This window comes from Pedobacter africanus, from assembly GCF_040548825.1.
In the GTDB taxonomy this organism is placed as follows: domain Bacteria; phylum Bacteroidota; class Bacteroidia; order Sphingobacteriales; family Sphingobacteriaceae; genus Pedobacter; species Pedobacter africanus_A.
In genome coordinates this window covers 613,730-637,997 of the sequence record NZ_JBEPSL010000003.1, presented here as the reverse complement: position 1 = coordinate 637,997, position 24,268 = coordinate 613,730, and the positions used below count along the sequence as shown (strand labels likewise).

The following is a 24,268-nucleotide window of genomic DNA, read 5'->3' as shown; positions in this document are numbered from 1 at the left end:
GGCTTTCATTTTTAAAAAAACTCCTGGCTATTTGTTTAAAGGCTTTGGAAATTGTAGCTTTGGACAAATTTTTCAGCATAATGAATATCCACGAATATCAAGGTAAAGAAATTCTTAAAAGTTTTGGTGTAGCCGTACAAGAAGGCATTGTAGCCGAAACGGTTGAGCAGGCTGTTGAAGCTGCTAAAAAAATGAAAACCGACTACAATTCTGACTGGGTTGTAATTAAGGCTCAGATCCACGCTGGTGGACGCGGCAAAGGTGGTGGTGTAAAGCTGGCTAAAAACCTTGATGAGGTTAAGGAAAGAGCTACTGCCATTTTAGGTATGCAGCTGGTGACCCCTCAAACCGGTCCTGAAGGAAAAAAAGTACATAAAGTTCTGGTTGCCCAGGATGTTTATTATCCGGGAGCATCTGAAACCAAAGAGTTTTACATGAGTGTTTTACTTGACCGTGCAAAAGGAAGAAATATCATCATGTATTCTACTGAAGGTGGTATGGACATCGAAGAAGTTGCTGAACACACTCCTCATTTGATCTTCAAGGAAGAGGTTGACCCTAAAGTTGGTCTCCAGGGATTTCAGGCACGTAAAATTGCTTTTAACTTAGGTTTAAGCGGTGCAGCTTTTAAAGAGATGGTGAAGTTTGTTTCTGCCCTTTATAAAGCTTACGACAGCACAGATTCATCTATGTTTGAGATCAATCCTGTATTAAAAACTTCTGACGATAAAATCATCGCAGTGGATGCTAAAGTTGATTTAGACGAAAACGCATTGTTCCGTCATCCTGATTATGCAGCCATGCGCGATAAACTGGAAGAAGATCCAACTGATGTAGAGGCAAGCGAGTCAAACCTGAACTATGTTAAACTTGACGGTAACGTAGGTTGCATGGTTAACGGTGCCGGTTTAGCAATGGCTACTATGGACATCATTAAGATTGCCGGTGGTGAACCTGCAAACTTCCTTGACGTAGGTGGTACAGCAAATGCACAAACTGTAAAAGCTGGTTTTAATATTATCCTTAAAGATCCTAATGTAAAAGCAATCCTGATCAATATTTTTGGTGGTATTGTACGTTGTGATCGTGTTGCACAGGGTGTAATTGACGCTTATAATGAAATTGGTGATGTACCGGTTCCGATTATTTGCCGTTTACAAGGTACAAATGCTGAAGAAGCTAAAAAATTAATCGACGAATCAGGATTAAAAGTATATTCAGCAATTGCTTTGAAAGAAGCATCTGACCTTGTTACAAAGGTTCTGGCTTAATTAAGATTTACTTTTAACCAAAAAAGCCTTCCTGATTTCTCTCAGGAAGGCTTTTTATTTATAGCAGACACCAACCATGGGTCGTATACTTAAAATGGCCTCCGTTTTAACTTATACTGATTTATAGTGTCATCAAACGTATCCATAATGCTATTAAGGAGCAGGCTGTCCCCTCTCAAAAAGTAGCCGTAATCACCACCAAAACGAAACAAGGTTTCAGCATTGCTAGGCTGTGCACTCGAGGCCATCATTATATCATTCCTCCACAACCGAAACGTACCCGATGAAGTTACCGCAGGATTCTTATAACTGGCATTGAATTTATCTTCTCTAAATATCACCCTAACCCTGGTAATTTTGACATCATTTAATTTTCCATACTTGTATTCCCCTTCAAAAACGCCTTCAACTACAGTTTTATTTTCATTTTTTTTACAGCCCAAGATAAATATACCCAAAGCAAGCAGTAAGGAGAGTTTTTTCATAACAATATTTTAGATCTATTGGCTAAACGAATCGCACAGGAAAAATGCTACAAAACTCTGCTTATTTTATTTTCCAGTAAAACAAGAGGCCTGTATCCATCCAGATGCAGGCCTCTCTAACCAAATATAAATTAAACGAGCAATACAAACATAGAGATATTTTTCAATTAAACACAATAAAAAATCAAAATAATCCAATAAAAATTTTAAAAACCATAAATTAAACAGAAAAAACACAAAACAAAGCACACAAAACATCAAAAACAATTAAAAATACAACTACAAAAAACACATAAATCAACTAAAAACACAAAAACACAAAATTAAAAAGCACTAAAACAATAAAAATCTTAAAATAAACCACAAAACACATTAAATAAAACACTAAAACATAAATAAAACACATCAATTAATAAAAATCACTAAAAAATAGCACGCAAATATTAAACTGTTATTTATTGGCAAAATTCCTTAATTTTGACGCTCTCCATAATAAAATCATGATACACAGAGAAAAAGTAAAAAGTCTGCTAGAGACAGAAGAGTTTAACAGGGAAGTAACAGTTATGGGTTGGGTACGCACCTTCCGTAACAATCAGTTTATTGCTATAAATGACGGTTCCTGCATGGGAAATCTCCAGATCGTAGTTGATTTTAATAATACCGATGAAGCTTTGTTAAAACGCATTACTACTGGTGCTGCAATTGCAGTAAAAGGTATTGTGGTTGAATCTGTAGGAAAAGGACAAAAGGTAGACATCAAGGCCACCTCAATAGAGATACTGGGCGACAGTGACCCAGAGAAATACCCCCTGCAGCCCAAAAAACACAGTCTCGAATTTTTAAGAGAAATTGCCCACCTGCGCTTCCGTACGAATACCTTTAATGCTGTTTTTAAACTGCGTCATGCACTGGCATTTGCGATACACCAATTCTATAATGAAAGAGGTTTTGTTTACATGCACACCCCTATCATTACTGCATCCGACGCTGAAGGCGCAGGAGAAATGTTCAGGGTAACAACGCTTGACCTGGAAAATCCTCCGCGGACGGAAGATGGCAAGGTAGATTACTCAGAAGATTTCTTTGCACGTTCTGCCAACCTTACCGTTTCGGGACAACTGGAAGGTGAACTTGCGGCGATGGCATTTGGACAGATCTATACATTCGGGCCTACGTTCAGGGCCGAAAACTCCAATACTACACGCCACCTGGCCGAATTCTGGATGGTAGAACCTGAAGTTGCTTTTGCAGATCTGGAAGACAACATGCAGCTGGCAGAAGACATGCTGAAGTATGTAATCAACTATGCATTGGTAAACTGCAAAGAAGAGATCGATTTCCTGAACAACCGCTTGCTGGAAGAAGAGAAATCCAAGCCTCAGAACGAGCGCAGCGAACTGTCGCTGATTGAAAAACTAAATTTCTGTCTGACCAACGATTTTGAAAGGCTAACTTATACAGAAGCCATTAAAATCCTGAAAGCTTCAAAACCGAATCAGAAAAAGCAGTTTAAATACCTGATCGAAGAATGGGGTGCCGATCTGCAGTCGGAGCACGAACGTTACCTGGTGGAGAAGCATTTCAAGAAACCGGTAATCCTTACCGATTACCCTGCCGACATCAAGTCGTTCTACATGCGTCAGAATGAGCCTGATGAACAGGGCAGAAAAACGGTTGCCGCTATGGACATCCTTTTCCCGGGCATTGGCGAAATGGTAGGCGGATCGCAAAGGGAAGAACGTATGGATAAACTGGTTGCCAGAATGCAAGAACTAAATATCCCAGAGGAAGAACTCTGGTGGTTCTTAGATACCAGACGTTTCGGTTCAGCACCGCACTCTGGTTTTGGACTGGGCTTCGAAAGACTGGTACAGTTTGTAAGCGGCATGGGCAACATCAGGGATGTGATTGCTTTCCCTCGTTTTCCTAAAAACGCCGAATTTTAATATAAAAAAACAAGCATATAAGAAAGCCGTAAGCAAATGCTTACGGCTTTCTTATATCAGGCTATATTTTTAAGGATTTGCGCTATCTGTCAGACTATCTGAAAAAGAATTGGCCTGCGCATAATCGACCATAGATACTTTATAATCTGTAGGATTAAAACTGGAAGATACACTAAGCGCCATGCCCAGCTCAAAACGCATCGGATAAGGAGTTTGCAATAAACTTCCTTCAGGGATATAAGGGAAACTCTCCATATAAGATTGCATAACATTAGGCGCAATACGTCTGTTTACGTAGGCCCTGGTCAGCTGATAGGGATGATGCAAGCCGGCAGCCCCCAGCAGTTCTACTGCACTGGCTATCGTAAGGCGATGAAAATTAAACACCCTAACTTTCTTATCTTCGACAACAAGCCCCTTCATTAAACTCGGATCTTGGGTAGCCACCCCCGTTGGGCAGGTGTTGCTGTTACATTCCAGCGCCTGGATACAGCCTAATGCAAACATCATCCCTCTCGCAGAATTACACAGATCGGCTCCCAGCGCTATATTTTTTACAAGATCAAAACCCGAAGCAATTTTACCTGAAGCGATGATCTTAATGTGCTTTTTCAGGTCAAACCCTGTAAGCACATCGTACACAAAAGCAACGGCTTCCCGCAAAGGCATCCCCACAGCATTTGAGAATTCCTGAGGTGAAGCTCCTGTCCCACCTTCGCCCCCATCGACCGTGATGAAATCAACATAGGTACCCGTTTCGACCATAGCCTTACAAATGGCAAAAAATTCACTTCTGCGGCCAATACATAACTTTATACCTACAGGCTTGCCTCCCGACAATTCACGCAGCTGTTTTACAAAAGCGATCAGCTCCAGCGGGGTTTTAAAAGCAGAATGTGCGGGCGGTGAAATTACATCAAAACCTTCCTTAACCAGCCTGATCCTGGCTATTTCCGGGGTAACTTTCCGTGCGGGCAAAATACCACCATGACCAGGTTTTGCACCTTGCGACAGCTTGATCTCTATCATCTTCACCTGATCGGACTGAGAGCGTTCTGCAAAAGCCTGTGGGTTAAAAGAACCATCATCATGGTTGCGACAGCCAAAATAGCCTGTTCCGATTTGCCAGATCAGGTCCCCTCCAGGATTTGCGTGGTAATCACTGATCCCCCCCTCTCCGGTGTTGTGCGCAAAGCCACCCAATTTCGCGCCACCATTTAAAGCTAAAATGGCATTCTGGCTCAATGAGCCAAAACTCATTGCAGAAATATTATATATACTCGCCGAGTAAGGTTTGGCACAATCAGGCCCGCCAACCAGCACCCGGGGGTTTTCATCAAGCTCATGATGGCTGATGGCCGATATGCTGTGACTTAGCCATTCGTAGCCATTTTCATATACATCAAGCTGGGTACCGAAAGGGATCGTATCGTTTTCCATTTTGGCCCGCTGGTAGATCAATGAACGGTTTAAACGGCTGAAAGGCTTTCCATTCGTATCGCTTTCCACAAAATACTGGTAAACTTTAGGTCTGAGGTCTTCCATAAAATACCTTAAACGGCCTACAACAGGATAATTCCGTACAATGCTGTGTTTGGGCTGATACAGATCGTAAATGCCTAACAAAACTATAGGGCCTGTAAAAATAAACAGCCACCATAAAGGCGGATAAGTAAGGCCTAACATTACGGTAAGCGCTACTAAAAATGCTGCAATAGCGATGAATGCTTTTCTCATACGTATCAATTTACTAAAAAACATGCCAATAGAATAATAATTATCCGATTTCGGTCTAAGATTTGTTTAATTTTACATATGCTTATCAAAATCTATCCGGAGAACCCAAATCCAAAAGCAATTGAACAGGTTGTTGAAGTCCTGAAAAAAGGCGGCCTGATCATTTATCCTACCGATACGGTGTATGGTTTAGGCTGCGACATTACCAATCAGCGGGCGATTGAGAAGATCTGCCGCATCAGGGGCATCAAACCTGAAAAAGCTAATTTTTCCTTCATATGTTCCGATTTAAGGCACATTTCTGATTACATCAAGCCTATTGATACGGCCACTTTCCGGGTATTGAAGAAAGCTTTACCAGGGCCTTTTACGTTTATTTTTAATGCCAACAACAACGTTCCGAAACTACTGAGTTCCAACAAAAAAACAGTGGGTATAAGGGTACCCGACAATGACATAGCCCGCGAAATTGTGAAGCAGCTGGGGAATCCCATTCTTTCTACTTCCATAAAGGACGATGACGAAGTGATCGAATATTCTACCGACCCGGAACTGATCCATGAAAAATATGAAGACAGTGTAGACCTGGTGATAGATGGCGGATATGGGGACAATGAGGCTTCAACGGTTGTAGATTGTACTTCCGGAGATTTTGAGGTTATCCGTGAAGGTAAGGGCGATCTGGAAAGCTTCCTTTAGTTTTATTCAAAATGGCTATATTTACGGATATGGCTAAATTACTCAACCTTCAGGCATTTAAAGATTTTTTTCGTTCCGGCCAGATTGGCGGCATCATTCTATTGATTTGTGTGGCCATTTCCCTGTTTATTGCAAATTCATCTTATGCAAATGCATTCTCTGCTTTCCTGGCCACCGACTTCGGCTTTACCTTTGGCAGTCAAAGCTATGCCTTTACAGTTTCGGCCTGGATAAATGATGCCTTAATGGCTATTTTCTTTTTACTGGTAGGACTTGAAATTAAACGGGAGATGATTGAAGGTGAGTTGTCTTCCGTTAAAAAAGCGTCGCTGCCAGTGGTTGCAGCTTTGGGCGGAATGCTGGTTCCGGCCTTTATCTATTTTGTTTTCAACAAAGGGGAAAGCACTGCTTCGGGCTGGGGTATCCCTATGGCTACCGACATTGCCTTTGCGCTGGCTATCATTTCTATGCTTGGAAAAAGCGTACCAACCTCGCTAAAGGTCTTTCTGGCTGCACTCGCCATTGTAGATGACCTGGGTGCAATCCTGGTTATCGCTGTTTTTTATACCAATGAGGTTCATTTCGATTACCTGCTGATGGCCGGGGGAGTAATTGCGTTGCTGCTCGTATTCAACCTTTTCAACATCAAGGCACTTTATTTTTACCTGATACCGGGTGTATTTTTATGGTATTTTATCCACCATTCGGGCATACACGCTACCATTGCCGGGGTATTGCTTGCCTTAACCATTCCAACAAACAGTACCAATATAGAATCGCCCCTTGAAAAACTGGAACACCTGTTAAACGGCCCGGTAAATTATTTCATTATGCCCATTTTTGCACTGGCCAATACCAATATCACTTTTCAGAAAGAAATGATCAGCGGCCTGGCATCGCCCTTGGGCCTGGGCATCATTATAGGCTTATTTGCAGGGAAAACACTGGGGGTAACCTTATTCTCCTGGCTTGCCGTAAAGCTTAAGCTGGGCAGCCTTCCTTCAAGATCGGGCTGGAAACACATCATTGGTTTAGGTATGCTGGCCGGTATTGGTTTTACCATGTCTATTTTTATATCCCTGTTGTCCTTCAGCGATCAGCTTCATGTTACAGAAGCCAAATTTGCCATTCTTTGTGCTTCTGTAATTTCAGGTCTTGCAGGTTTTATATTCCTTAAATCGATCCGCAAAAAACATGCAGCAGTTAAGGCTTAAACTGCTGCATAAATGAACGGACACTGCCACCCAGATCATTGGCATTTAGCGCCTTTACAAAAGCGCTGCCTATAATTGCCCCATTGGCATATTGGCAGGCCTTATCAAAAGTCTCTTTGCTGTTGATCCCAAAGCCAATCATGGTAGGGTTATTCAGTTTCATGTCTGCAATCCGGGAGAAATAACTTTCTGTGTTTTCAGATACCTGCAAATGCTGTCCCGTAGTAGCTGATGAAGACAACAGATAGATAAAGCCATTGCTTAAGCCATCTATTTTTCTGATCCGCCCGGGAGCGGTTTGCGGTGTCACCAGAAAGATGTTACTGAGGCCATACCGGGCGAATATCCCTTTATACAATTCCTCATACTCGGTCATAGGCAGGTCGGGCACAATACAGCCATCTACACCCACCTCAGCACAGGCCTTACAGAAGTTCTCTACACCAAATTGCAGCATCGGGTTCACATAACCCATCAGCAATACCGGAATGGTAACAGATTTACGCAGGTCCTTCAGCTGTTCAAAAAGCAATTTAAGGTCCATCCCATTGTCAAGTGCCTGCTTGCTGCTGGCCTGAATGGTGGGCCCGTCAGCTACTGGATCTGAATATGGGAAACCTATTTCCAGTAAATCGGCCCCTGAGCGTTCCAGTTCAGCTGCAATGGCAACAGTATCTCCCAAATTGGGGTAACCCGCAGTATAGTATATGGATAATATATTTTTTTTCTCCTGAAATAGTTGTTGTAACCTGTTCATATTATAAATTAAAATATTTCATATAGGTATCCATGTCCTTATCGCCTCTTCCGGACAGGCATACCACTACATTTTCTTTACCGTTAAAGCTCATTTTTTCGAGGTAAGCCAAAGCGTGTGCACTTTCTATTGCCGGTATAATCCCTTCCATCTGGGTAAGCAGCAAACCGGCCTGCAGCGATTCATCGTCTGTAATCGAAACATACCGTCCACGGCCGGTTTTAAACAAATGGGCATGCTGAGGACCAATACCGGGGTAATCCAGCCCTGCGGATACAGAATGTGGTTCTACCACCTGCCCATCATGCGTTTGCATTAAAATGCTGCGGCTGCCATGTAACACCCCTTCTTTGCCCAATGTTGTAGTCGCTGCAGAAAATCCGCTGTCTACCCCTTTACCTCCGGCTTCAACCGCGATCAGTTTAACTTTTTCATCGTCAATAAAATGGTAGAACATACCCATGGCATTGCTGCCACCGCCAACGCAAGCCAGTACATAATCGGGCTGGTCGTTTCCGGTCTGTTCTATCAGTTGTTTTTTGGTCTCCTCTGAAATGATGGATTGAAAAATAGCCACCATATCGGGATAGGGATGCGGACCAACTACTGAGCCAATGATGTAATGCGTATCTACAGGATTATTGATCCAGTCGCGCATGGCCTCATTGGTTGCATCTTTTAAGGTTTTGCTGCCCGAAGTGGCTGGTACTACTTTAGCGCCCAGCATCTTCATCCTGGCCACATTTGGCGCCTGGCGCTGAATGTCAATTTCGCCCATATACACTACACATTCCAGTCCGCGCAAAGCACAAACCGTTGCGGTGGCCACGCCATGCTGCCCTGCTCCTGTTTCGGCAATGATCCGTTTTTTTCCCAGTTTTTCGGCCAGCAGGATCTGGCCTATGGTGTTGTTAATTTTATGCGCACCGGTATGGTTCAGATCTTCGCGTTTCAGGAAAATATTGGCATTGTATTTTTGCGAAAGGCGTTTGGCAAGGTATAGCGGGGAAGGTCTGCCCACATAATCTTTAAGCAATTGATGAAACTCCTTTTGAAATGTTTCATCTTCAATTATTTTCAGGTAGTTCTGCCTCAGCTCCTCCACATTCGGATACAGCATTTCGGGAATATAAGCTCCACCGAAATCGCCATAATAACCTTTTTCATTTACAAAGTAGTTCATAATGCTGTCTTAAATTCTATCAGTTTATCTATGTCTTTCAAGCCTGGTGCAAGTTCAAACCTGCTATTGATGTCAATGGCATAAAGACGGGTATCTTCTATATTTTTTATTTGTCCGATGCTGTCAGGTCCTATTCCCCCGCTCAGAAAATAGGGTTTATCAAGTGTATACCTGTCCAGCAAGGCCCAGTTAAATGTTTTCCCGGTACCGCCATGGTCGGGGCTCTGTGTATCAAAAAGAAAGTAATCGACCACTCCGGCATAGTTTTTTAGCTCGTCAAAATCGAAATGTTCATCAATACCAAAGGCCTTGATTAGCTGTACACCATGATCGGCAAGCAGACCTCTTAAGGCTATACAATACTTTACAGGCTCCGAACCATGTAACTGTACTGCATTTAAACCATACAAAGCGGCAAGTTCTGCAACTTTGTTCAGTTCTTCGTTTACAAACACACCGGTCCGTTTAATTCCGGCCGGAAGGTTGCGGACAAATGAGGGGGTTAACCCATCAATAAATCTTTTGGAGCCCCTGTAAAAGATGAAGCCTAAATAATCAGGCTTTAACGCAGCTACTGCCTGAACGTTTTCAGGAAGCTTCATGCCGCATATTTTTAATTTAGGTCCCATGTTTCTTAATTTTTTAAGCTGAACAATCTATCTGCCCGTTAGTTTTTTAAAGCTTTGTAAGGCCATTTTCCCCATCAGGGAAGCTTCAGCTTCATAAAAACAGTCTGCAAATGTTTTAGACGGAGTAATGGTTTGAATAGCCAGCGCTGCATTACACAACACTACATTATTCTGTTCAGGGGTCCCTTTCCCATTCAGCACGTTCATAAAAATTTCAGCCGATGATTCGACGGTATCCCCCCCCTTGATCTTATCTTCCATGATCTGCTCAAAGCCCAGGTCACTCACTTTAAGCAGCGCCTCGCCTTTTTTGCTAAAAGTCTTGATATCGCAGGTCAGGGAAACCTCATCAAAGCCATCCACTGCGTGAAGGATGGTATAATTTTTATCTGTATCCTGGTACAGATAGGCATATAAGCGGGCAAGTTCAAGGCTAAATACCCCTACAATCTGGTTTTTGGGTTGTGAAGGATTAACCATTGGTCCCAGCATATTGAAGAAAGTTTTCACGCCAAGTTCTTTACGGATCGGTGCGACAGTTTTCATTGCCGGATTAAACAATGGGGCGTGAATAAAGCAGATACCCGCATGATCAAGGCTTCTTTTTAACACATCCTGATCATTGGTAAAGGTATAGCCCAGGTACTCCATGACATTGGAAGAGCCACATCCTGATGATACACCGTAGTTGCCATGTTTGGCTACCTTATGGCCTGCCCCGGCCACAACAAAGGAAGCCAGCGTAGAAATGTTAAAGGTATCTTTTCCATCGCCACCGGTACCACAAAGATCAACCAGTTCAAAATCAGAAAGGTCGAGTTTGATACACAGGTCGAGCATGGCATCACGAAATCCCTGTAACTCTTCTACGGTAATGTTACGCATGCCATAGGCGGTAATGAATGCTGCGATCTGCGAGGTATTGAATTCCCCCATTGCAATGGCGGTTAAAATCCTTTGCGCCTCGCTTCGGCTAAAGGTTTTGTTTTCAAACAGGTGGTTAAGTATCTTCTTCATATCAATGGTTTCCAGCTGGAACTTCAAAAAGGTCGTAAAACAAAAAAGGTTGCCTTAAGCAACCCTCAAATATTATTATATAAAATAAAAACGTTCAATACAGGGTTACACTACGCATTTGCGTTGTGCCACCACCAGTTATTAAGTCCGTTTGTTAGTATCATTACGGCAAATATGGAATTGTTTTTGCAAAGGAGCAAATGTTTCTTAAAAAAAATTATTTAATAAGGGCATTTTTCTCTTTTGTAAAGTGCTTGAATACCAGTTTATCAGCCAGTGCCGGGAACAATTTATTGATCCAGACGGTCAGCTTGCCTTGTCCGGTCATGACTAAGGTACGTTTGCGTGCGGCAATGCCATCCACGATGTTCGAGGCGACTTCTTCTGCACTCATCATCTTTCCTTCTTCCATGCTGGTTTCGCCATGTGATGCACCATCTTTTGCCAGTGCGGCAACGCGGATATTTGAAGCTGTAAAACCCGGACAGGCCACCATCACATGTACCCCTGTTTTCAGGAGCTCCGTTCGCAATGACTCCATAAAGCCGTTCATTGCAAATTTTGAAGAAGAGTAACCTGTACGGCCAGGCAATCCGCGGTAACCTGCAATAGAGGATACCCCTACTATGCTGCCTTTTGTTTTAAGGATTTCGGGCAGCGCATATTTTGTGCAATATACTGTACCCCAGAAATTCACATCCATCAGGTTCTTCAATACGGAAAGGTCCAGTTCATTAAACAGGGCCCGCATAGACAAGCCTGCATTGTTAATGAGTACATCAATTTTACTGAAGGTGACCAGAGCCTGTTTAATGAGCTGCTGGCAATCTTCTTCCTTACTCACATCGGCCTGTACGGCCACGGCTTGTATGCCATAGCGTTTTTCGAGATCAGCAGTAATTTCACAAAGGGTAACGTACTGGCGGGCGGCCAATACCAGGTTGGCTCCGCGCTTTGCAAATTCTTCGGCGCAGGCCTTGCCAATACCCGAAGAGGCACCGGTGATGATGATTACTTTATGCTTAAAATCCATGCTGGTTATTTGATTAATGAGGTTTGGTAAGGTACGCGGGTTACAATAGACCTGCCCAGGGTGATCTCGTCGGCATATTCCAGTTCTCCGCCAAAGGCAATGCCCCTGGCAATGGTGGTAATCGGTATCTGAAAATCCTTGAGACGTTTGTAGAGGTAAAAAAGCGTGGTATCCCCTTCCATGGTGGCACTCAACGCAAGTATAACTTCCTTAACGGGGGTTGTTGCTACACGCTGTACCAAAGAGTCTATGAACAGATCGGAAGGTCCGATTCCATCCATGGGCGAGATCAGGCCACCCAACACATGATAAAGACCGAAGTATTGCCCTGTGTTTTCAATAGCCATGACATCACGCGTATCTTCCACCACACAGATCACCTCTTTTTCTCTTTTAGCAGCCGCACAGATGCTGCACAACTGGTTGTCGGAGATATTATGGCAAACCTGGCAGTGTTTGATTTCTTTTCTCAGCCTGATCAGTGCATTTCCGAATAGTTCTACCTCTTCCTGTTCTTTGTTTAACAGATGCAATACCAGGCGGAGTGCAGTCTTCTGCCCTACGCCCGGGAGCTTGGAAAATTCGTTTACAGCATCTTCAAGTAATTTGGAAGAAAAGTTCATCTTACAAATTTATGTTTATTTTTATTATTTATACCTGTAAACTCATGATGGTTTCTTACATTTAGCAGCTTTAATTAAACCACAATATGAGTCCAATTATTCTTTTGTCCTTTCTTCTCGGCTACTTTGCACTGTTAATCGGCGTGGCTTACCTTACCTCAAGAAACAATTCTGATAATGCCTCGTTTTTTATTGCCAACAGGAATTCCAAATGGTACCTGGTTGCCTTTGGGATGATTGGAACGGCCCTATCCGGTGTAACCTTTATATCTGTACCCGGTGCAGTTGGCAAGAGCGATTTTGGTTACTTCCAGTTCATACTGGGAAATGCCGTCGGCTTTATTATCATTGCCACGGTATTACTTCCGCTCTATTACAGGTTAAATATCATTTCCATCTATACTTACCTTGAAAGGCGTCTGGGCTTCTGGAGTTACAAAAGCGGTGCGGTCATCTTCCTGGTATCCCGTACCATTGGATCGGCCTTCAGGCTTTACCTGGTAGCTATTGTATTGCAAAAATTCATTTTTGATGCCTGGAATGTGCCTTTCTGGCTAACCATTGTCATTTGCCTGGTGCTGATCTGGCTGTACACGCATAAAGGTGGCCTCAAAACCATCATCATTACAGATACACTTCAAACCGTTTTTCTACTGCTTTCAGTGGTTCTGTCTATTATATTTATTGCCCGTTCGCTGAATCTTGACGTTGCGGGTACTTTTGAGGCCGTTAAGAATAGCAGTTACTCCAAAGTATTCTTCTGGGAAGATTTTCTGGGCAGCAAAACCCACTTCCTTAAACAGTTCCTGGGCGGTATTTTCGTAACCATTGCCATGACGGGTCTGGATCAGGATTTAATGCAAAAAAACCTGAGCATGAAGACCATTGGCGAAGCACAAAAAAACATGTTCACCTTTACCACCGTATTCGTGATCATGAACATCTTTTTCCTGAGTGTAGGTGCTTTGCTGTACCTGTTTGCAGCCAATAATGGAATTGATGTAGCTGCACTAAAAACGCCCGACCACCTGTATCCTGAAATTGCCTTGAACCACCTCAATGTCATTCCCGGGATTATTTTTATGCTTGGCTTAACTGCCGCAACTTTTGCGACTACCGATTCGGCCTTAACGGCACTGACAACCTCTTTCTGTGTTGACTTTTTACATTTCGATAAAAAGGAAGACCAGAATGACCCGGCACTGGTACGCAAAAGACACCTGGTGCACATCGGCTTCTCTGTACTGATGGTACTGGTGATCATGATCTTCAAAATCATCAATGATGACTCGGTTGTAAACGCCATATTTAAAGCGGCAGGCTATACCTACGGACCTTTAGTTGGCTTGTTTGCTTTTGGTATGTTCACCAAAAAGGCTGTTACCGACCGTCTGGTGCCTTATATTTGTATACTTTCCCCGATATTGTGCTTTATCATCGACATGAACTCTGTGGCCTGGGTTGGTTATGCACTCGGATTTGAGTTGATTATATTGAATGGATTGATTACTTTTTTATTACTTTGGGTTACCGGAAAGACATCTACCGGACAGACCAAATTTTAATACCCTAATACCTATAGAATGACAAGTGAAGAGAAAATAAGAAGCGCTTTTGAGAATAAAAACTGGCAGGAAATAAAAGTTACCGATTCCTGGCAGATCTTCAAGATCATGGCCGAATTTGTTGACGGCTTTGAAAAACTGGCGAAAATAGGCCCTTGTGTATCCATCTTCGGATCGGCAAGGACAGCAGAAACCAACAAGTACTACGAAATTGCTGTTGAATGCGGCAGGCTGCTAACCGAGCGTGGATATGGCGTAATTACGGGTGGGGGCCCAGGTATTATGGAAGCCGGGAACAAAGGTGCACACATGAACGGCGGTAAATCGGTTGGATTGAATATAGACCTTCCTTTTGAGCAGTTTCACAACAAATATATTGACCACAACAAGCTCCTTGAATTTGATTACTTTTTCATCAGGAAAGTGATGTTCATGAAATATTCGCAGGGCTTTATTGTTTTGCCTGGCGGAATGGGAACCATGGATGAGCTTTTTGAGGCCATTACCTTAATCCAGACCGGAAAGGTAGCCCGTTTCCCAATTGTGCTGGTAGGAAAAGAATACTGGGGCGGCCTGGTAGAATGGATCACCAAAACCATGCTGCAAAAGGAGCACAACATCCATGCAGAGGATTTGAACCTGTTCAGGTTAGTAGATACCGCTGCTGAAGCAGCAGAACACATTTTCAGGTTCTACGACAAGTATGTGTTGAAACCGAATTTTTAGATTTTATTTTCAAAGCCTGACATAGCTTTTTAACAGTCAAACATTGTTCGCCTCAACCCTTTTGCTAAAACCGGATTTTTAGTTTTTTGTATAAAGTCAAACATTGTTCGCCTTCTCAAACTTTTTGCTGAAGGGCAAAAATTTTGCATGTCGGCTCACAACATTTGACTTTTTTTTGCGCCTTACTTTTACAACCTATAAATCACAAACCTGGTATCTCATGAATTTTTTCGGTCGGCCTGGCAATTACTGCCTTATCGCCCGAAACAATAATCGGCCGTTCGATCAGGATGGGGTTTTCGACCATGACCTGTATCCACTCCTCATCGCTAAGATTTTTTCCTTTATATTTTTCTATATAAACCGTTTCGGTTTTACGGACCAACTCATGGGCCTTAATCCCAAGTTTGTTTACAATGGCAGATAACCCGGCTACCGTCGGCGTGTCCTGTAAATAATTTATAACTTCGAATTCCTGTCCGCTTTCTTCTAAAACAGCCAAAGCACATCTGCTTTTGCTGCACCTGTTATTGTGATATATCTGTATCATTTCTTCTCACTTTTACCCATTTCTGGCTGGCTGTTGATTCGTTTTGGAGAATAATGGAATGCTATGAGACGACTTGCGAATCTTTGCCCTTTTTCAGGGCCTAAGATTCGGGGAGACGAATAGTGTTCCATTATTCTTACCCAAAATGGCTAACACCACCAGATACCACCAACTTCATGGCATCCGCAGCACTCATATTCAATGGCTTTATTTTTTCATGCTTCACGATGTAAACCTGTCCTGCAAAAGAATAAGAAAACGGGAAATAAACGATAGACTCGCCGGGCAGCCCAATCGATTTCAGGTCGCTTTGCGTAAGGAAGCCTATCCGTTTCAGGTCTCCTTCAACATCTACCAGAACAGGATTATTGAATTTCTTTTCATCGCCAACAAAAGCCTCTGTAAGGTCTTTGATGGACGAATAAATGAACTTTAAAAGTGGAATCTTATCCAGTAAGCGCTGAAACCAGTTGTACATAGGCTCCGTGACAAAATAGGTCACAAAAATCCCCGCCAGCATGATCAGTGAAATGACCAGTGCCAGTCCCAAACCCGGAATATTACGGCTTGCACCGGTCTTAGGGTCAACCCCCAGAATATTGTTTACATTTAACCAGCTGTCGACCGTGGTTACGGCCCAGATGACGATAAAAATACTCAATGCAATAGGGAGTACAATTAACAATCCTTTGATCAGATAATTCAGTAATGCCCTGCCAATTCGATTCATAGCGCAAATTTAGCTAAAAATTACTCATAAAAATAGACCCGCTTAACCCTTTGCGAAACGTTGGTCAATATCTCGTAAGGAATGGTACCAATCTGACGGGCAAGTTCTGCAATGCTGAGCTGATCGTTAAAAACAATGGCTTCATCGCCTGTTTTCACATCCATGCCCGTTACGTCCAGCATACACATATCCATGCAGATCACCCCCACAGTAGGAGCTTTTTTCCCATGAACAAGCATTGCGCCTACCCCGTTGCCAAAAGCACGGCTGTAACCATCGGCATAGCCAATTTTTACCGTTGCAATTGTACCACCTCCGGGCAGCAGGCCTTTACGCCCGTAACCCACCGTTTCGTTTGGTTTGATCTGCTTAACCTGTGTAACTGTGGTTTTCAATACCGCAACGGTCTGCAAACCAGCGTTGCCTTTTAACCCTCCGTCGAAGCCATACAAACCAATACCGATCCGGACCATATCCAGCTGTGCCTCCGGATGCCGTGAAACCCCTGAGGTATTGGAAATATGCCTTATAAAAGGGTAATTAAGCTCAGCACCGATCACATCCGCCATAGCCTTAAACCGTGCTACCTGGTGCCTGGTAAATTCATCGTGCAAGCCTTCTTCGCTACCTACCAGATGAGAAAAAACGGAGGCTACCTTTACCCTGTCTGTTCCTTTTAAAAGGTTCAGCAGTTCCGGCAGGTCGGGTTCTTCAAAACCAAGCCGGTGCATGCCGGTATCCATTTTAAGGTGCACCGGATAATGGTCTTCCTTCACAAAATCTATAAAGCGCCGCAAAATATCGGCATTGTAGATCTCGGGTTCCAGCTTATAACGAACGATGGCATCAAAGGCCGAAGGTTCGGGGCTCATGACCATAATCGGCATCTTTATCCCTCCTTTTCTCAATGCTATCCCTTCATCGGTATAGGCTACGGCCAGGTAATCCACTTTATGGTATTGCAGCAGATTGGCGATCTCAAAGCTACCGCTACCATAGGAAAAAGCCTTTACCATCGCCATAATTTTAACGCCGGGCCTCAGTTTGGCCCTATAGAACTGAAGGTTGCCGGCCAGGGCATTCAAATCTATCTCCATAACGGTATCATGTACCTTCTGGGCAATCAGCTTGCTGATCCGTTCAAATTCAAACCTCCTGGCCCCTTTGATCAGAATGGTTTCGCTATTGAAATGTAAGGCTGGAAAATGTTCAATGAAAGCCTCTGTACTTTCAAAAAAAGTGTTTTCCATCTCAAAAAGTTCAGCCGATGCGCTGATGTGAGGGCCGATGCCAATCAGCCGGTCTGCATTTTTCTGTTTCAGCAATGCAGCAATCTCTGCGTACAATACCTCGTCGCTTTTACCGGTTTCAGATATATCGGAAAGGATCACCGTCCGCTTAGGATGCTGGTTCTGCAGGTTCAAAAAATCTAGTGCAATGGCCAGCGACGAGATGTCGGCACTATAAGAATCATCTATCACGGAACATTGGTTAATCCCGTTTTTTAGTTCCAGGCGCATGCTTACCCGGGTCAGTTTTTCCAGTCGCGTGTCGGCTTCTTCGGGTGTATAACCTAAGGCAAGTAAAGTAGCCCAGCAAATGATACCATTTTCCACTGCAGCTTTATCACTAAAGGGGATCAGGCATTCAATTTCTGTTCCTTTATAGCTGGCGCGGATATAATTTTTACCGTCAATTGGCTCTGTAAACAAAACCTGCAGGTCGGCCTTTTCTTTTAAGCTCCATGAAAATTTTGATTTTCCAGGCAGTTCCCCTGCATTTAAACCCAAAGTATATTCGGGTGAATAAATAAAGAGCTCAGCATCTTTAAACAGTTTCAGCTTCTCGAGCAGTTTTTCTTTTTGCGACGCGAAGCCTTCCGCATGTGCCTCGCCCAGGTTTGTCAGCACACCAATGCCTGGCCTGATGATGTCAGCAAGCAATTCCATCTCCTCTACTTTTGAAATACCCGCTTCAAAGATACCCAGGGTATGGCTATCGGAAATTTCCCAGACAGAAAGCGGAACGCCAATCTGGGAGTTAAAACTCTTTGGACTGCGAACAATGTTAAAATCGGCTGCAAGCAATTGATACAGCCACTCCTTAACAATGGTTTTACCATTGCTTCCCGTTATGCCCAGCACCTTTAGGTTGTACTGCTGCCTATGGTATTTTGAAAGGTGTTGTAAAGCCTTCAGCACATCGGTTACCAGGATAATGTTTGCGTCAGAAAACGCGTTCAGATAACGATCATCACTGATCACAAAGTTCCGGACCCCATTCGTATAAGCATCTTTCAGGTAGGTGTGTCCATCCCGCTTGGCATTTAAAGCGAAGAAAAGGGAATGTTCAGGGTCAATAACGATCCTGCTGTCTGTTACCAGTTTGCTGATCAGGGCATCTTGTTTTTGATGGAAGGATTTTGCATCCAGAATCTCTGCAATATGGCTTATGGTATAAGGGAAACCGTTCATTCAGCAAAATTAAACTTATACCTTCAAAATACCGTTTCCTGTCCATTTATATTTTTTCATTGCTGATGGCTTTATATCTTCAGGAATACCGGCCGGCCGCTGAACAAAAAGAACAGAAAAAAACCATTAAAAAGTTAGCAGGTTTGATCTATCTTATATAGATTTACATTAGAGAGCGTTAATGGTGTCCCGGGGTAACTTCCGGGGCGCTTTTTTAGAGAACAAAGGATGTTAGAATTCAGCAATTTAGAGCACATTTCCACCGACGCCCTGCTCCACACCTTCAATGAATCTTTTTCAGATTATTTAGTAAAGATGCAGTTGACAAAAGCGCAACTGGAGCGAAAGTTAATGGCTGATTCCATAGACCTGAAATTATCGGCAGGTGCCTATGAAGGGGGAAAGCTTGTTGGCTTCATCTTACACGGTGTTGACCTGCAGGGAAATGAAAAATTAGCCTATAATGCCGGCACTGGGGTAATACCGGCAAAAAGAGGCCAGAATTTAACCAGAGAGATGTACGGGTTCATCCTGCCCTTACTGGAAAAGGAAGGCATTACAAAATGTGTGCTGGAAGTGCTGGAGAAAAACATTCCCGCGATAAAAACCTATAAAGCTATTGGCTATACGCTAAAAAGGGAACTGGTGTGTCTTAAAGGAAAGCTCAGAGGAAGTTCAATAGCTTCAGAGGTGCCCGGGATTAAAGCCTTAAAAAAAATTAACTGGACCGAGGTCAGCACCTTCTGGGACTGGCAGCCTTCCTGGCAAAATTCGGTTAAAGCGATGCAAAATCTGGGTGAATACAATAAAATTGCGGGCATTTATGACGGGCGAAAACTGGTGGCCTACATCAGTTACAATCCGGACAGCAACAGGATAGCTCAGTTTGCAGTTCATCAATCTTATCGGCGCAGAGGCTATGGGAGGGCATTGTTCAAATATGTAGCCGGGCAGAACAATGCTGAACTTTCTGTAATCAATGTAGATATCGGCTCGGGTCCGACCATAACCTTTCTCGGTTCTATCGGCCTGTTCCCATACATCTATCAATACGAAATGGAGAAACCGCTATTTGTTTTCTGACAAAGTGTGCTGCATTAAGATAGATTCCAGTATCCGGCCCGACTCCTGCTCCCGTCCAATCAGATCCTGCAAAGTAACCTTATCCAGCAGCTGATCAACCGTAAGCTGGATCATTTGCCATAACGAACGTATGGAGCAATCTATTGAATTGGTACATAGTTTCAGTGCACCCGTATAGTCCTCACAAAATTTCTTGCTGTAAAGAGCCCCGCCCAATACCTTCATCACCTGATTGATATTGATCTGGCCGGCAGGCTGCGCCAGTACATACCCCCCCTTATAGCCCGGTGTACTATTGATATAGCCTGCAATCCGAAGTGCACGCGTAAGCTTGCCGACATAGGCGGCTGATATGCCTTCGGCCTCACTAATAGCCGGGATACTGATCCCTTCACGGTCATCATGCTTTCCAATTCGAAGCAAGATCCTTAATCCATATTCTTCCTGTGCAGTAATTTTCATCCGATATCCTTTTTAATCACATCATTCCCAATTCCAGCCTTGCCGTTTCCGACATCATGTCCCTGTTCCATGGCGGGCTCCAGGTTACTTCTACCGTAACTTCATTTACCCCTTCAATAGCTTTTACTTTTTCCTCAACTTCCAGGGGGATGCTTTGTGCAGCAGGACATCCTGGGGCAGTAAGCGTCATTACAATCTGCACATTGTTCAATGGGGGCATAATCTCCGTTTCATAGATCAAACCCAGTTCATAGATGCTTACCGGTATTTCAGGATCATAGATGGTTTGCAGACAATCTATGACTTTTTGTTTTAACGCTTCCTTATCCATCAGCTTTATTTTTTTTCTGTCCCTTCCATCATTTTATAGGCAAGGGCATAGTTTTTCATTTGTTTAATCATAGCCAGCAAACCGTTAGAGCGGGTTTGCGCCAGGTGTGTCATCATGCCAATCCGGGCAATGAAATCCATTTTTGCATTCAGGATCTCTTCAGGGCTATGGCCCGACAATACCCTGATGAGCATACTGATCAATCCTTTAACAATAAGCGCATCACTATCTGCTTTAAAATATACTTTTCCGTCTGCAAAGAAAGCAGTTAACCAAACGGTCGACTGGCAGCCTTTGATCCTGTTTGCCTCTGTTTTGTACTCATCTTCCAGCAATTCGAGCTTTTTGCCTAAGTCTATGATGTATTCATATTTATCTTCCCAACTGTCAAACAAGGCAAAATCTTCGACAATCCCGGCTTCAATTTCAATTATTGGCTTCACATTCATTACTGCAGCATTTTTAATGTTTTTTGTAAACCGGCAATAAACACATCAATTTCTTGCGTCTGGTTATATAAGGCAAAAGATGCCCTTACCGTTCCCGGAATACCAAAACGTTTCATCAATGGCTGGGTGCAATGGTGCCCTGTCCTCACTGCAATACCCATATTGTCCAGCAATACCCCAATATCCTGAGGGTGTACACCTTTAACAACAAATGAAACCAGACTGGCTTTAGCCTTTGCTTCCCCTATAATACTGAGTCCCGGAATGGCTTTTAAACGCGTAGTTGCATAAGCAAGCAACATGGCTTCGTGCTCCCTGATCTCTGCCTTACCTGCCTGTTGAATAAAATCAAGGGCAGTTTTTAACACAATCGTATCTGCAATATTAGGCGTTCCTGCTTCGTATTTATAGGGCAGATCGTTATAGGTAGTCCGTTCAAATGTAACCTCTTTGATCATCTCTCCACCTCCCTGAAAAACAGGCATATCCTGCAACAACTCCCGTTTGCCGTACAAAACACCAACCCCCGTTGGTCCGTACACCTTATGTCCGGAAAAAGCAAAAAAATCGCAGTCCATCTTCTGTACATCTATGTCGAGATGGACTGCAGACTGCGCACCATCTATCAGCACCCTGGCGCCAACAAGATGTGCAGCAGTAATGAGTTCATTTACGGGATTTATGGTACCCAATGAATTGGATACATGCACAACAGCAACCAGTTTGGTTTTAGTGCTCAGCAGTTCTTTAAAGGCTTCCACTGAAAGTTCACCTTCGTCTGTAACCGGTATTACCTTTAGAACAGCTTTCTTTTCTTCACACAGTATCTGCCAGGGAACAATATTGGAATGGTGTTCCATACCGGATATGAGGATCTCATCGCCCTGCCGAACATTTGCCCTGCCCCAGGTATAGGCTACCAGGTTAATGGCTTCCGTTGTTCCCCTGGTAAAAATGATCTCCTCTGTACTATCTGCTCCAATAAATTCTTTTACAGTAAGACGGCTTGCTTCATAAGCCAGGGTAGCCTCTTCCGCAAGTGTATGAATGCCACGGTGTATGTTGGCATTATAATGCGAATAATAATGGCTCAAAGCATCAATTACACATTGCGGCTTTTGCGAAGTTGCGGCATTATCAAAATAAACCAGGGGCTTATCTTTTACGGTCCTTTTCAGTATAGGAAACTGCTGTCTTAAATCTGTAATTGCCATTACCTGATGGATAAATGTTTATGGATCAGTTTTTCTACATATTTACGGAGGGGTGCTGACTTAATGTGCTCCAGTATATCGGAGGCATAGGCCTGTAACAACAGTATTTCCGCATCTGCCTTTGGAATTCCCCTTGCCCTCAAATAAAAAAGGGCTTCATCATCCAGCTGACCTACTGTACAACCATGTGAGCATTTTACATCATCCGCAAATATTTCCAGCTGGGGTTTGGTGTTGATGGTGGCCTGGTCGGAGAGTAAAATATTCTTGTTGGATTGATAAGCATTGGTTTTCTGTGCCTCCGGCTGTACCATGATTCTTCCATTGAATACGGCAGTTGAAGCATCACCGGCAATGCCTTTATAGAATTGATTGCTAAAGCAATTGGGTTGCCTGTTGTCTATCAGCGTATGGTTATCTACATGGGTTTTACCCTTCAAAAGATATAGGCCATATAAATGGGTTTCATTGCCGGCAGCATCAAGTACAAGGTTCATATTGTTGCGAACGATCCCCCCGTTAAGGCTTATGGTTACCGTATGCACATGACTGCGTCCCGTTTGTGTAATGTGTGTTGTATTTACCTGACTGGCATTGCTGCCGTCATTCTGTATCTTGTAATACTCTACAAAGGAATTTTCGGCAACCACTATTTCCATCACTTCGTTATAAAAGCTATCCGAACTGCCTAATGTAATGTAAGCCTCGGTCAATTGTACCCTGCTGTTTTCGGCTACATATATCAGGCTTCTTGGCTGCGCCATAATGTGCTGGCCCCGGGCGTCTGAAATGTGATATAAATAGATGGGGTGTTCCGGCGATTTGCCTTTGTGTATATTAATAAAAATCCCATCATCCATAAAAGCGCCATTTAAAGCATGGACCCCGTCCTTTATATAGTTACTGCTTTGGTTTAAATGAGCTGTAACAAGGGATTTATAGTTGCTGCTAAGCGCCTCTTTTAAGGATAATATTTCCAGTTCTGTACCGGAAGAACGGATATTGGACAAATCAGCATTAAAATGCCCGTTCAGGAACACCAATTCGTTTGCTTCGGCATGACCTGGCAAACGGATTGCATCGACATCAGCTTTGGTAACTTTGCTCGCTGTTCCTGAAAGATCATATGCTTTGTCAAACAGACTACTGATCCCGGTGTATTTCCATTCTTCGGTACGAAAGGTAGGTAAGCCCTTTTTTATAAAAGTATCAAAACTATCTTTCCTTACCGCTGTAAGGTTATCTGCGGCGGTTGTGTGCTGCGACTGGTCAAATTGTTCTTTAAAATAAGTTAAATCATTCATGGTACAATCTCTTTAGTCAACACCAGGAATTGTTAAATCGGCTTCTTCGGTAATAAAGTCATACCCTCTCTCTTCCAGTTCAAGTGCAAGTTCTTTCGTACCGGATTTAACAATACGGCCGTTATAAAGCACATGCACAAAATCTGGCTGAATATAATCCAGCAGGCGCTGATAGTGTGTAATCACTAAAACGGCCTGCTCCGGGTTGTGCAGTTTATTAATGCCGTTCGCCACTATACGAAGGGCATCAATATCAAGGCCTGAGTCAGTTTCATCCAATATGGCCAGTTTAGGTTCCAGCATCGCCATCTGAAATACTTCATTACGTTTCTTTTCCCCTCCGGAAAAACCTTCATTAATGGAACGGCTAAGCAACGACTGGTCAATTTCTACCAGTTTCATTTTCTCTTTCATGGTTTTCAGGAAAGCCACCGAATCCAAGGGTTCCTGTCCATGATACTTGCGCTTTTCATTTACGGCAGCTTTAATAAAATTGGTGGTACTTACACCCGGGATTTCAACAGGGTATTGAAAAGCCAGAAAAAGTCCTTCACGGGCCCTGTCTTCAGGTGCCAGGTCCAACAGGTTCTTTCCAAGAAAAGTCACCTCCCCTGCTGTAACCTCGTATTGTTCCCTACCGGCCAGCACAGAAGCAAGTGTACTTTTGCCCGAGCCATTTGGCCCCATAATGGCGTGCACCTCTCCCGCTTTGATCTCCAGGTTAATTCCTTTTAAAATTTGTTTGCCTTCTACGTTAGCGTGTATATTTTTTATTGACAACAT

At 43.3% G+C, this 24,268-nt stretch carries 24 protein-coding genes; 7 read left to right on the top strand and 17 right to left on the bottom strand.

Features of this window, described 5'->3' with window-relative positions:
* Positions 1 to 80 precede the first annotated feature (80 nt).
* Entirely contained in the window at positions 81 to 1,271 is a 1,191-nt protein-coding gene (gene sucC / locus ABIE26_RS18500) for an ADP-forming succinate--CoA ligase subunit beta (RefSeq protein WP_310145109.1), read from the top strand.
* An 89-nt stretch (positions 1,272 to 1,360) separates the two neighbouring features.
* On the opposite strand, the gene ABIE26_RS18495 is transcribed toward sucC, so the two are convergent.
* Positions 1,361 to 1,756, bottom strand: a complete 396-nt coding sequence (locus ABIE26_RS18495) for a hypothetical protein (RefSeq protein ID WP_310144646.1) — start codon at positions 1,754 to 1,756, stop codon at positions 1,361 to 1,363.
* 500 nt (positions 1,757 to 2,256) lie between these two features.
* On the opposite strand from ABIE26_RS18495, the gene asnS reads away from it, so the two are divergent.
* Positions 2,257 to 3,705 carry an asparagine--tRNA ligase gene (asnS, locus tag ABIE26_RS18490; protein WP_310144643.1) on the top strand — a complete coding sequence of 483 codons (1,449 nt, stop codon included), beginning with the start codon at positions 2,257 to 2,259 and terminating at the stop codon, positions 3,703 to 3,705.
* Between the two features lie 69 nt (positions 3,706 to 3,774).
* On the opposite strand, the gene ABIE26_RS18485 is transcribed toward asnS, so the two are convergent.
* Positions 3,775 to 5,442, bottom strand: coding sequence for an FMN-binding glutamate synthase family protein (locus tag ABIE26_RS18485; RefSeq protein WP_310144642.1), 1,668 nt, complete (start codon positions 5,440 to 5,442; stop codon positions 3,775 to 3,777).
* A 78-nt stretch (positions 5,443 to 5,520) separates the two neighbouring features.
* Here ABIE26_RS18485 and ABIE26_RS18480 point away from each other — a divergent pair, with 78 nt between their 5' ends.
* Both ABIE26_RS18480 and nhaA read left to right on the top strand, forming a co-directional pair.
* On the top strand, positions 5,521 to 6,141 hold the full coding sequence (locus tag ABIE26_RS18480; RefSeq protein ID WP_310144639.1) for an L-threonylcarbamoyladenylate synthase: 621 nt from the start codon (positions 5,521 to 5,523) through the stop codon (positions 6,139 to 6,141).
* A 29-nt stretch (positions 6,142 to 6,170) separates the two neighbouring features.
* Positions 6,171 to 7,355, top strand: a complete 1,185-nt coding sequence (nhaA, locus tag ABIE26_RS18475) for a Na+/H+ antiporter NhaA (protein WP_310144637.1) — start codon at positions 6,171 to 6,173, stop codon at positions 7,353 to 7,355.
* Here the strand turns inward: nhaA and trpA are convergent.
* From trpA to recR, 6 genes are all read right to left on the bottom strand, one after another.
* Positions 7,345 to 8,112: a tryptophan synthase subunit alpha gene (trpA, locus tag ABIE26_RS18470; RefSeq protein WP_310144635.1), complete on the bottom strand. Its 768-nt coding sequence runs from the start codon at positions 8,110 to 8,112 to the stop codon at positions 7,345 to 7,347. The two genes, nhaA and trpA, sit on opposite strands and share 11 nt — an antisense overlap.
* A gap of 1 nt (position 8,113) precedes the next feature.
* Entirely contained in the window at positions 8,114 to 9,295 is a 1,182-nt protein-coding gene (trpB, locus tag ABIE26_RS18465) for a tryptophan synthase subunit beta (protein ID WP_310144633.1), read from the bottom strand.
* Positions 9,292 to 9,924, bottom strand: coding sequence for a phosphoribosylanthranilate isomerase (locus ABIE26_RS18460; RefSeq protein WP_310144632.1), 633 nt, complete (start codon positions 9,922 to 9,924; stop codon positions 9,292 to 9,294). The genes trpB and ABIE26_RS18460 overlap by 4 nt, the downstream gene beginning before the upstream one ends.
* A gap of 27 nt (positions 9,925 to 9,951) precedes the next feature.
* Positions 9,952 to 10,941 carry an anthranilate phosphoribosyltransferase gene (gene trpD, locus ABIE26_RS18455; RefSeq protein ID WP_310144629.1) on the bottom strand — a complete coding sequence of 330 codons (990 nt, stop codon included), beginning with the start codon at positions 10,939 to 10,941 and terminating at the stop codon, positions 9,952 to 9,954.
* Between the two features lie 217 nt (positions 10,942 to 11,158).
* Complete coding sequence (locus tag ABIE26_RS18450) at positions 11,159 to 11,974, bottom strand: SDR family oxidoreductase (RefSeq protein ID WP_310144626.1); 816 nt, start codon at positions 11,972 to 11,974, stop codon at positions 11,159 to 11,161.
* A 5-nt stretch (positions 11,975 to 11,979) separates the two neighbouring features.
* Positions 11,980 to 12,597 (bottom strand): recombination mediator RecR, encoded by a 618-nt coding sequence (recR, locus tag ABIE26_RS18445; protein ID WP_310144623.1) that lies wholly within the window; start codon positions 12,595 to 12,597, stop codon positions 11,980 to 11,982.
* A gap of 86 nt (positions 12,598 to 12,683) precedes the next feature.
* Between recR and ABIE26_RS18440 the strand changes: the two genes are divergently transcribed.
* Together ABIE26_RS18440 and ABIE26_RS18435 are read left to right on the top strand one after the other, a co-directional pair.
* Positions 12,684 to 14,162, top strand: coding sequence for a sodium:solute symporter (locus ABIE26_RS18440; RefSeq protein WP_310144620.1), 1,479 nt, complete (start codon positions 12,684 to 12,686; stop codon positions 14,160 to 14,162).
* Between the two features lie 18 nt (positions 14,163 to 14,180).
* Positions 14,181 to 14,888, top strand: a complete 708-nt coding sequence (locus ABIE26_RS18435) for a TIGR00730 family Rossman fold protein (protein WP_310144617.1) — start codon at positions 14,181 to 14,183, stop codon at positions 14,886 to 14,888.
* Positions 14,889 to 15,090: 202 nt separating this feature from the next.
* Here the strand turns inward: ABIE26_RS18435 and arsC are convergent, their stop codons facing one another.
* The 3 genes from arsC to ABIE26_RS18420 all read right to left on the bottom strand — a co-directional run bounded on the left by arsC (position 15,091) and on the right by ABIE26_RS18420 (position 18,642).
* Complete coding sequence (arsC, locus tag ABIE26_RS18430) at positions 15,091 to 15,438, bottom strand: arsenate reductase (glutaredoxin) (RefSeq protein ID WP_310144614.1); 348 nt, start codon at positions 15,436 to 15,438, stop codon at positions 15,091 to 15,093.
* A 136-nt stretch (positions 15,439 to 15,574) separates the two neighbouring features.
* Complete coding sequence (locus ABIE26_RS18425) at positions 15,575 to 16,168, bottom strand: DUF502 domain-containing protein (RefSeq protein ID WP_310144612.1); 594 nt, start codon at positions 16,166 to 16,168, stop codon at positions 15,575 to 15,577.
* 20 nt (positions 16,169 to 16,188) lie between these two features.
* Entirely contained in the window at positions 16,189 to 18,642 is a 2,454-nt protein-coding gene (locus tag ABIE26_RS18420) for a bifunctional UDP-N-acetylmuramoyl-tripeptide:D-alanyl-D-alanine ligase/alanine racemase (RefSeq protein ID WP_310144608.1), read from the bottom strand.
* A gap of 228 nt (positions 18,643 to 18,870) precedes the next feature.
* Here ABIE26_RS18420 and ABIE26_RS18415 point away from each other — a divergent pair, with 228 nt between their 5' ends.
* Positions 18,871 to 19,725, top strand: a complete 855-nt coding sequence (locus tag ABIE26_RS18415) for a GNAT family N-acetyltransferase (protein WP_310144605.1) — start codon at positions 18,871 to 18,873, stop codon at positions 19,723 to 19,725.
* Here ABIE26_RS18415 and ABIE26_RS18410 read toward each other — a convergent pair.
* Genes ABIE26_RS18410 through sufC form a run of 6 tightly spaced genes read right to left on the bottom strand, consistent with a single transcriptional unit; the run spans position 19,711 to position 24,268 of the window.
* Positions 19,711 to 20,187 (bottom strand): RrF2 family transcriptional regulator, encoded by a 477-nt coding sequence (locus ABIE26_RS18410; protein WP_310144603.1) that lies wholly within the window; start codon positions 20,185 to 20,187, stop codon positions 19,711 to 19,713. The two genes, ABIE26_RS18415 and ABIE26_RS18410, sit on opposite strands and share 15 nt — an antisense overlap.
* Before the next feature lie 16 nt (positions 20,188 to 20,203).
* The gene (locus ABIE26_RS18405; RefSeq protein WP_310144600.1) at positions 20,204 to 20,518 is read right to left on the bottom strand and encodes an iron-sulfur cluster assembly protein; all 315 of its coding nucleotides are present in this window, start codon (positions 20,516 to 20,518) and stop codon (positions 20,204 to 20,206) included.
* A gap of 5 nt (positions 20,519 to 20,523) precedes the next feature.
* Positions 20,524 to 20,967 (bottom strand): SufE family protein, encoded by a 444-nt coding sequence (locus tag ABIE26_RS18400; protein WP_310144597.1) that lies wholly within the window; start codon positions 20,965 to 20,967, stop codon positions 20,524 to 20,526.
* Entirely contained in the window at positions 20,967 to 22,181 is a 1,215-nt protein-coding gene (locus ABIE26_RS18395; RefSeq protein WP_310144595.1) for a cysteine desulfurase, read from the bottom strand. Before ABIE26_RS18395 ends, ABIE26_RS18400 begins: the two co-directional genes overlap by 1 nt.
* Entirely contained in the window at positions 22,181 to 23,485 is a 1,305-nt protein-coding gene (gene sufD / locus ABIE26_RS18390; RefSeq protein WP_310144592.1) for a Fe-S cluster assembly protein SufD, read from the bottom strand. Before sufD ends, ABIE26_RS18395 begins: the two co-directional genes overlap by 1 nt.
* A gap of 12 nt (positions 23,486 to 23,497) precedes the next feature.
* The gene (gene sufC, locus ABIE26_RS18385; protein ID WP_310144590.1) at positions 23,498 to 24,268 is read right to left on the bottom strand and encodes a Fe-S cluster assembly ATPase SufC; all 771 of its coding nucleotides are present in this window, start codon (positions 24,266 to 24,268) and stop codon (positions 23,498 to 23,500) included.

Bases quoted from the DNA above. Each gene is read 5' to 3' on its own strand.
- sufC (WP_310144590.1), bottom strand. From the start codon at position 24,268: ATGTTGTCAATAAAAAATATACACGCTAACGTAGAAGGCAAACAAATT.
- arsC (WP_310144614.1), bottom strand. From the start codon at position 15,438: ATGATACAGATATATCACAATAACAGGTGCAGCAAAAGCAGATGTGCT.
- ABIE26_RS18480 (WP_310144639.1), top strand. From the start codon at position 5,521: ATGCTTATCAAAATCTATCCGGAGAACCCAAATCCAAAAGCAATTGAA.
- ABIE26_RS18485 (WP_310144642.1), bottom strand. From the start codon at position 5,442: ATGAGAAAAGCATTCATCGCTATTGCAGCATTTTTAGTAGCGCTTACC.
- sucC (WP_310145109.1), top strand. From the start codon at position 81: ATGAATATCCACGAATATCAAGGTAAAGAAATTCTTAAAAGTTTTGGT.
- ABIE26_RS18400 (WP_310144597.1), bottom strand. From the start codon at position 20,967: ATGAATGTGAAGCCAATAATTGAAATTGAAGCCGGGATTGTCGAAGAT.
- ABIE26_RS18460 (WP_310144632.1), bottom strand. From the start codon at position 9,924: ATGGGACCTAAATTAAAAATATGCGGCATGAAGCTTCCTGAAAACGTT.
- ABIE26_RS18425 (WP_310144612.1), bottom strand. From the start codon at position 16,168: ATGAATCGAATTGGCAGGGCATTACTGAATTATCTGATCAAAGGATTG.
- nhaA (WP_310144637.1), top strand. From the start codon at position 6,171: ATGGCTAAATTACTCAACCTTCAGGCATTTAAAGATTTTTTTCGTTCC.
- trpA (WP_310144635.1), bottom strand. From the start codon at position 8,112: ATGAACAGGTTACAACAACTATTTCAGGAGAAAAAAAATATATTATCC.
- ABIE26_RS18415 (WP_310144605.1), top strand. From the start codon at position 18,871: ATGTTAGAATTCAGCAATTTAGAGCACATTTCCACCGACGCCCTGCTC.
- ABIE26_RS18435 (WP_310144617.1), top strand. From the start codon at position 14,181: ATGACAAGTGAAGAGAAAATAAGAAGCGCTTTTGAGAATAAAAACTGG.
- sufD (WP_310144592.1), bottom strand. From the start codon at position 23,485: ATGAATGATTTAACTTATTTTAAAGAACAATTTGACCAGTCGCAGCAC.
- ABIE26_RS18495 (WP_310144646.1), bottom strand. From the start codon at position 1,756: ATGAAAAAACTCTCCTTACTGCTTGCTTTGGGTATATTTATCTTGGGC.
- ABIE26_RS18450 (WP_310144626.1), bottom strand. From the start codon at position 11,974: ATGGATTTTAAGCATAAAGTAATCATCATCACCGGTGCCTCTTCGGGT.
- ABIE26_RS18440 (WP_310144620.1), top strand. From the start codon at position 12,684: ATGAGTCCAATTATTCTTTTGTCCTTTCTTCTCGGCTACTTTGCACTG.
- ABIE26_RS18410 (WP_310144603.1), bottom strand. From the start codon at position 20,187: ATGAAAATTACTGCACAGGAAGAATATGGATTAAGGATCTTGCTTCGA.
- asnS (WP_310144643.1), top strand. From the start codon at position 2,257: ATGATACACAGAGAAAAAGTAAAAAGTCTGCTAGAGACAGAAGAGTTT.
- trpB (WP_310144633.1), bottom strand. From the start codon at position 9,295: ATGAACTACTTTGTAAATGAAAAAGGTTATTATGGCGATTTCGGTGGA.
- ABIE26_RS18405 (WP_310144600.1), bottom strand. From the start codon at position 20,518: ATGGATAAGGAAGCGTTAAAACAAAAAGTCATAGATTGTCTGCAAACC.
- ABIE26_RS18395 (WP_310144595.1), bottom strand. From the start codon at position 22,181: ATGGCAATTACAGATTTAAGACAGCAGTTTCCTATACTGAAAAGGACC.
- trpD (WP_310144629.1), bottom strand. From the start codon at position 10,941: ATGAAGAAGATACTTAACCACCTGTTTGAAAACAAAACCTTTAGCCGA.
- ABIE26_RS18420 (WP_310144608.1), bottom strand. From the start codon at position 18,642: ATGAACGGTTTCCCTTATACCATAAGCCATATTGCAGAGATTCTGGAT.
- recR (WP_310144623.1), bottom strand. From the start codon at position 12,597: ATGAACTTTTCTTCCAAATTACTTGAAGATGCTGTAAACGAATTTTCC.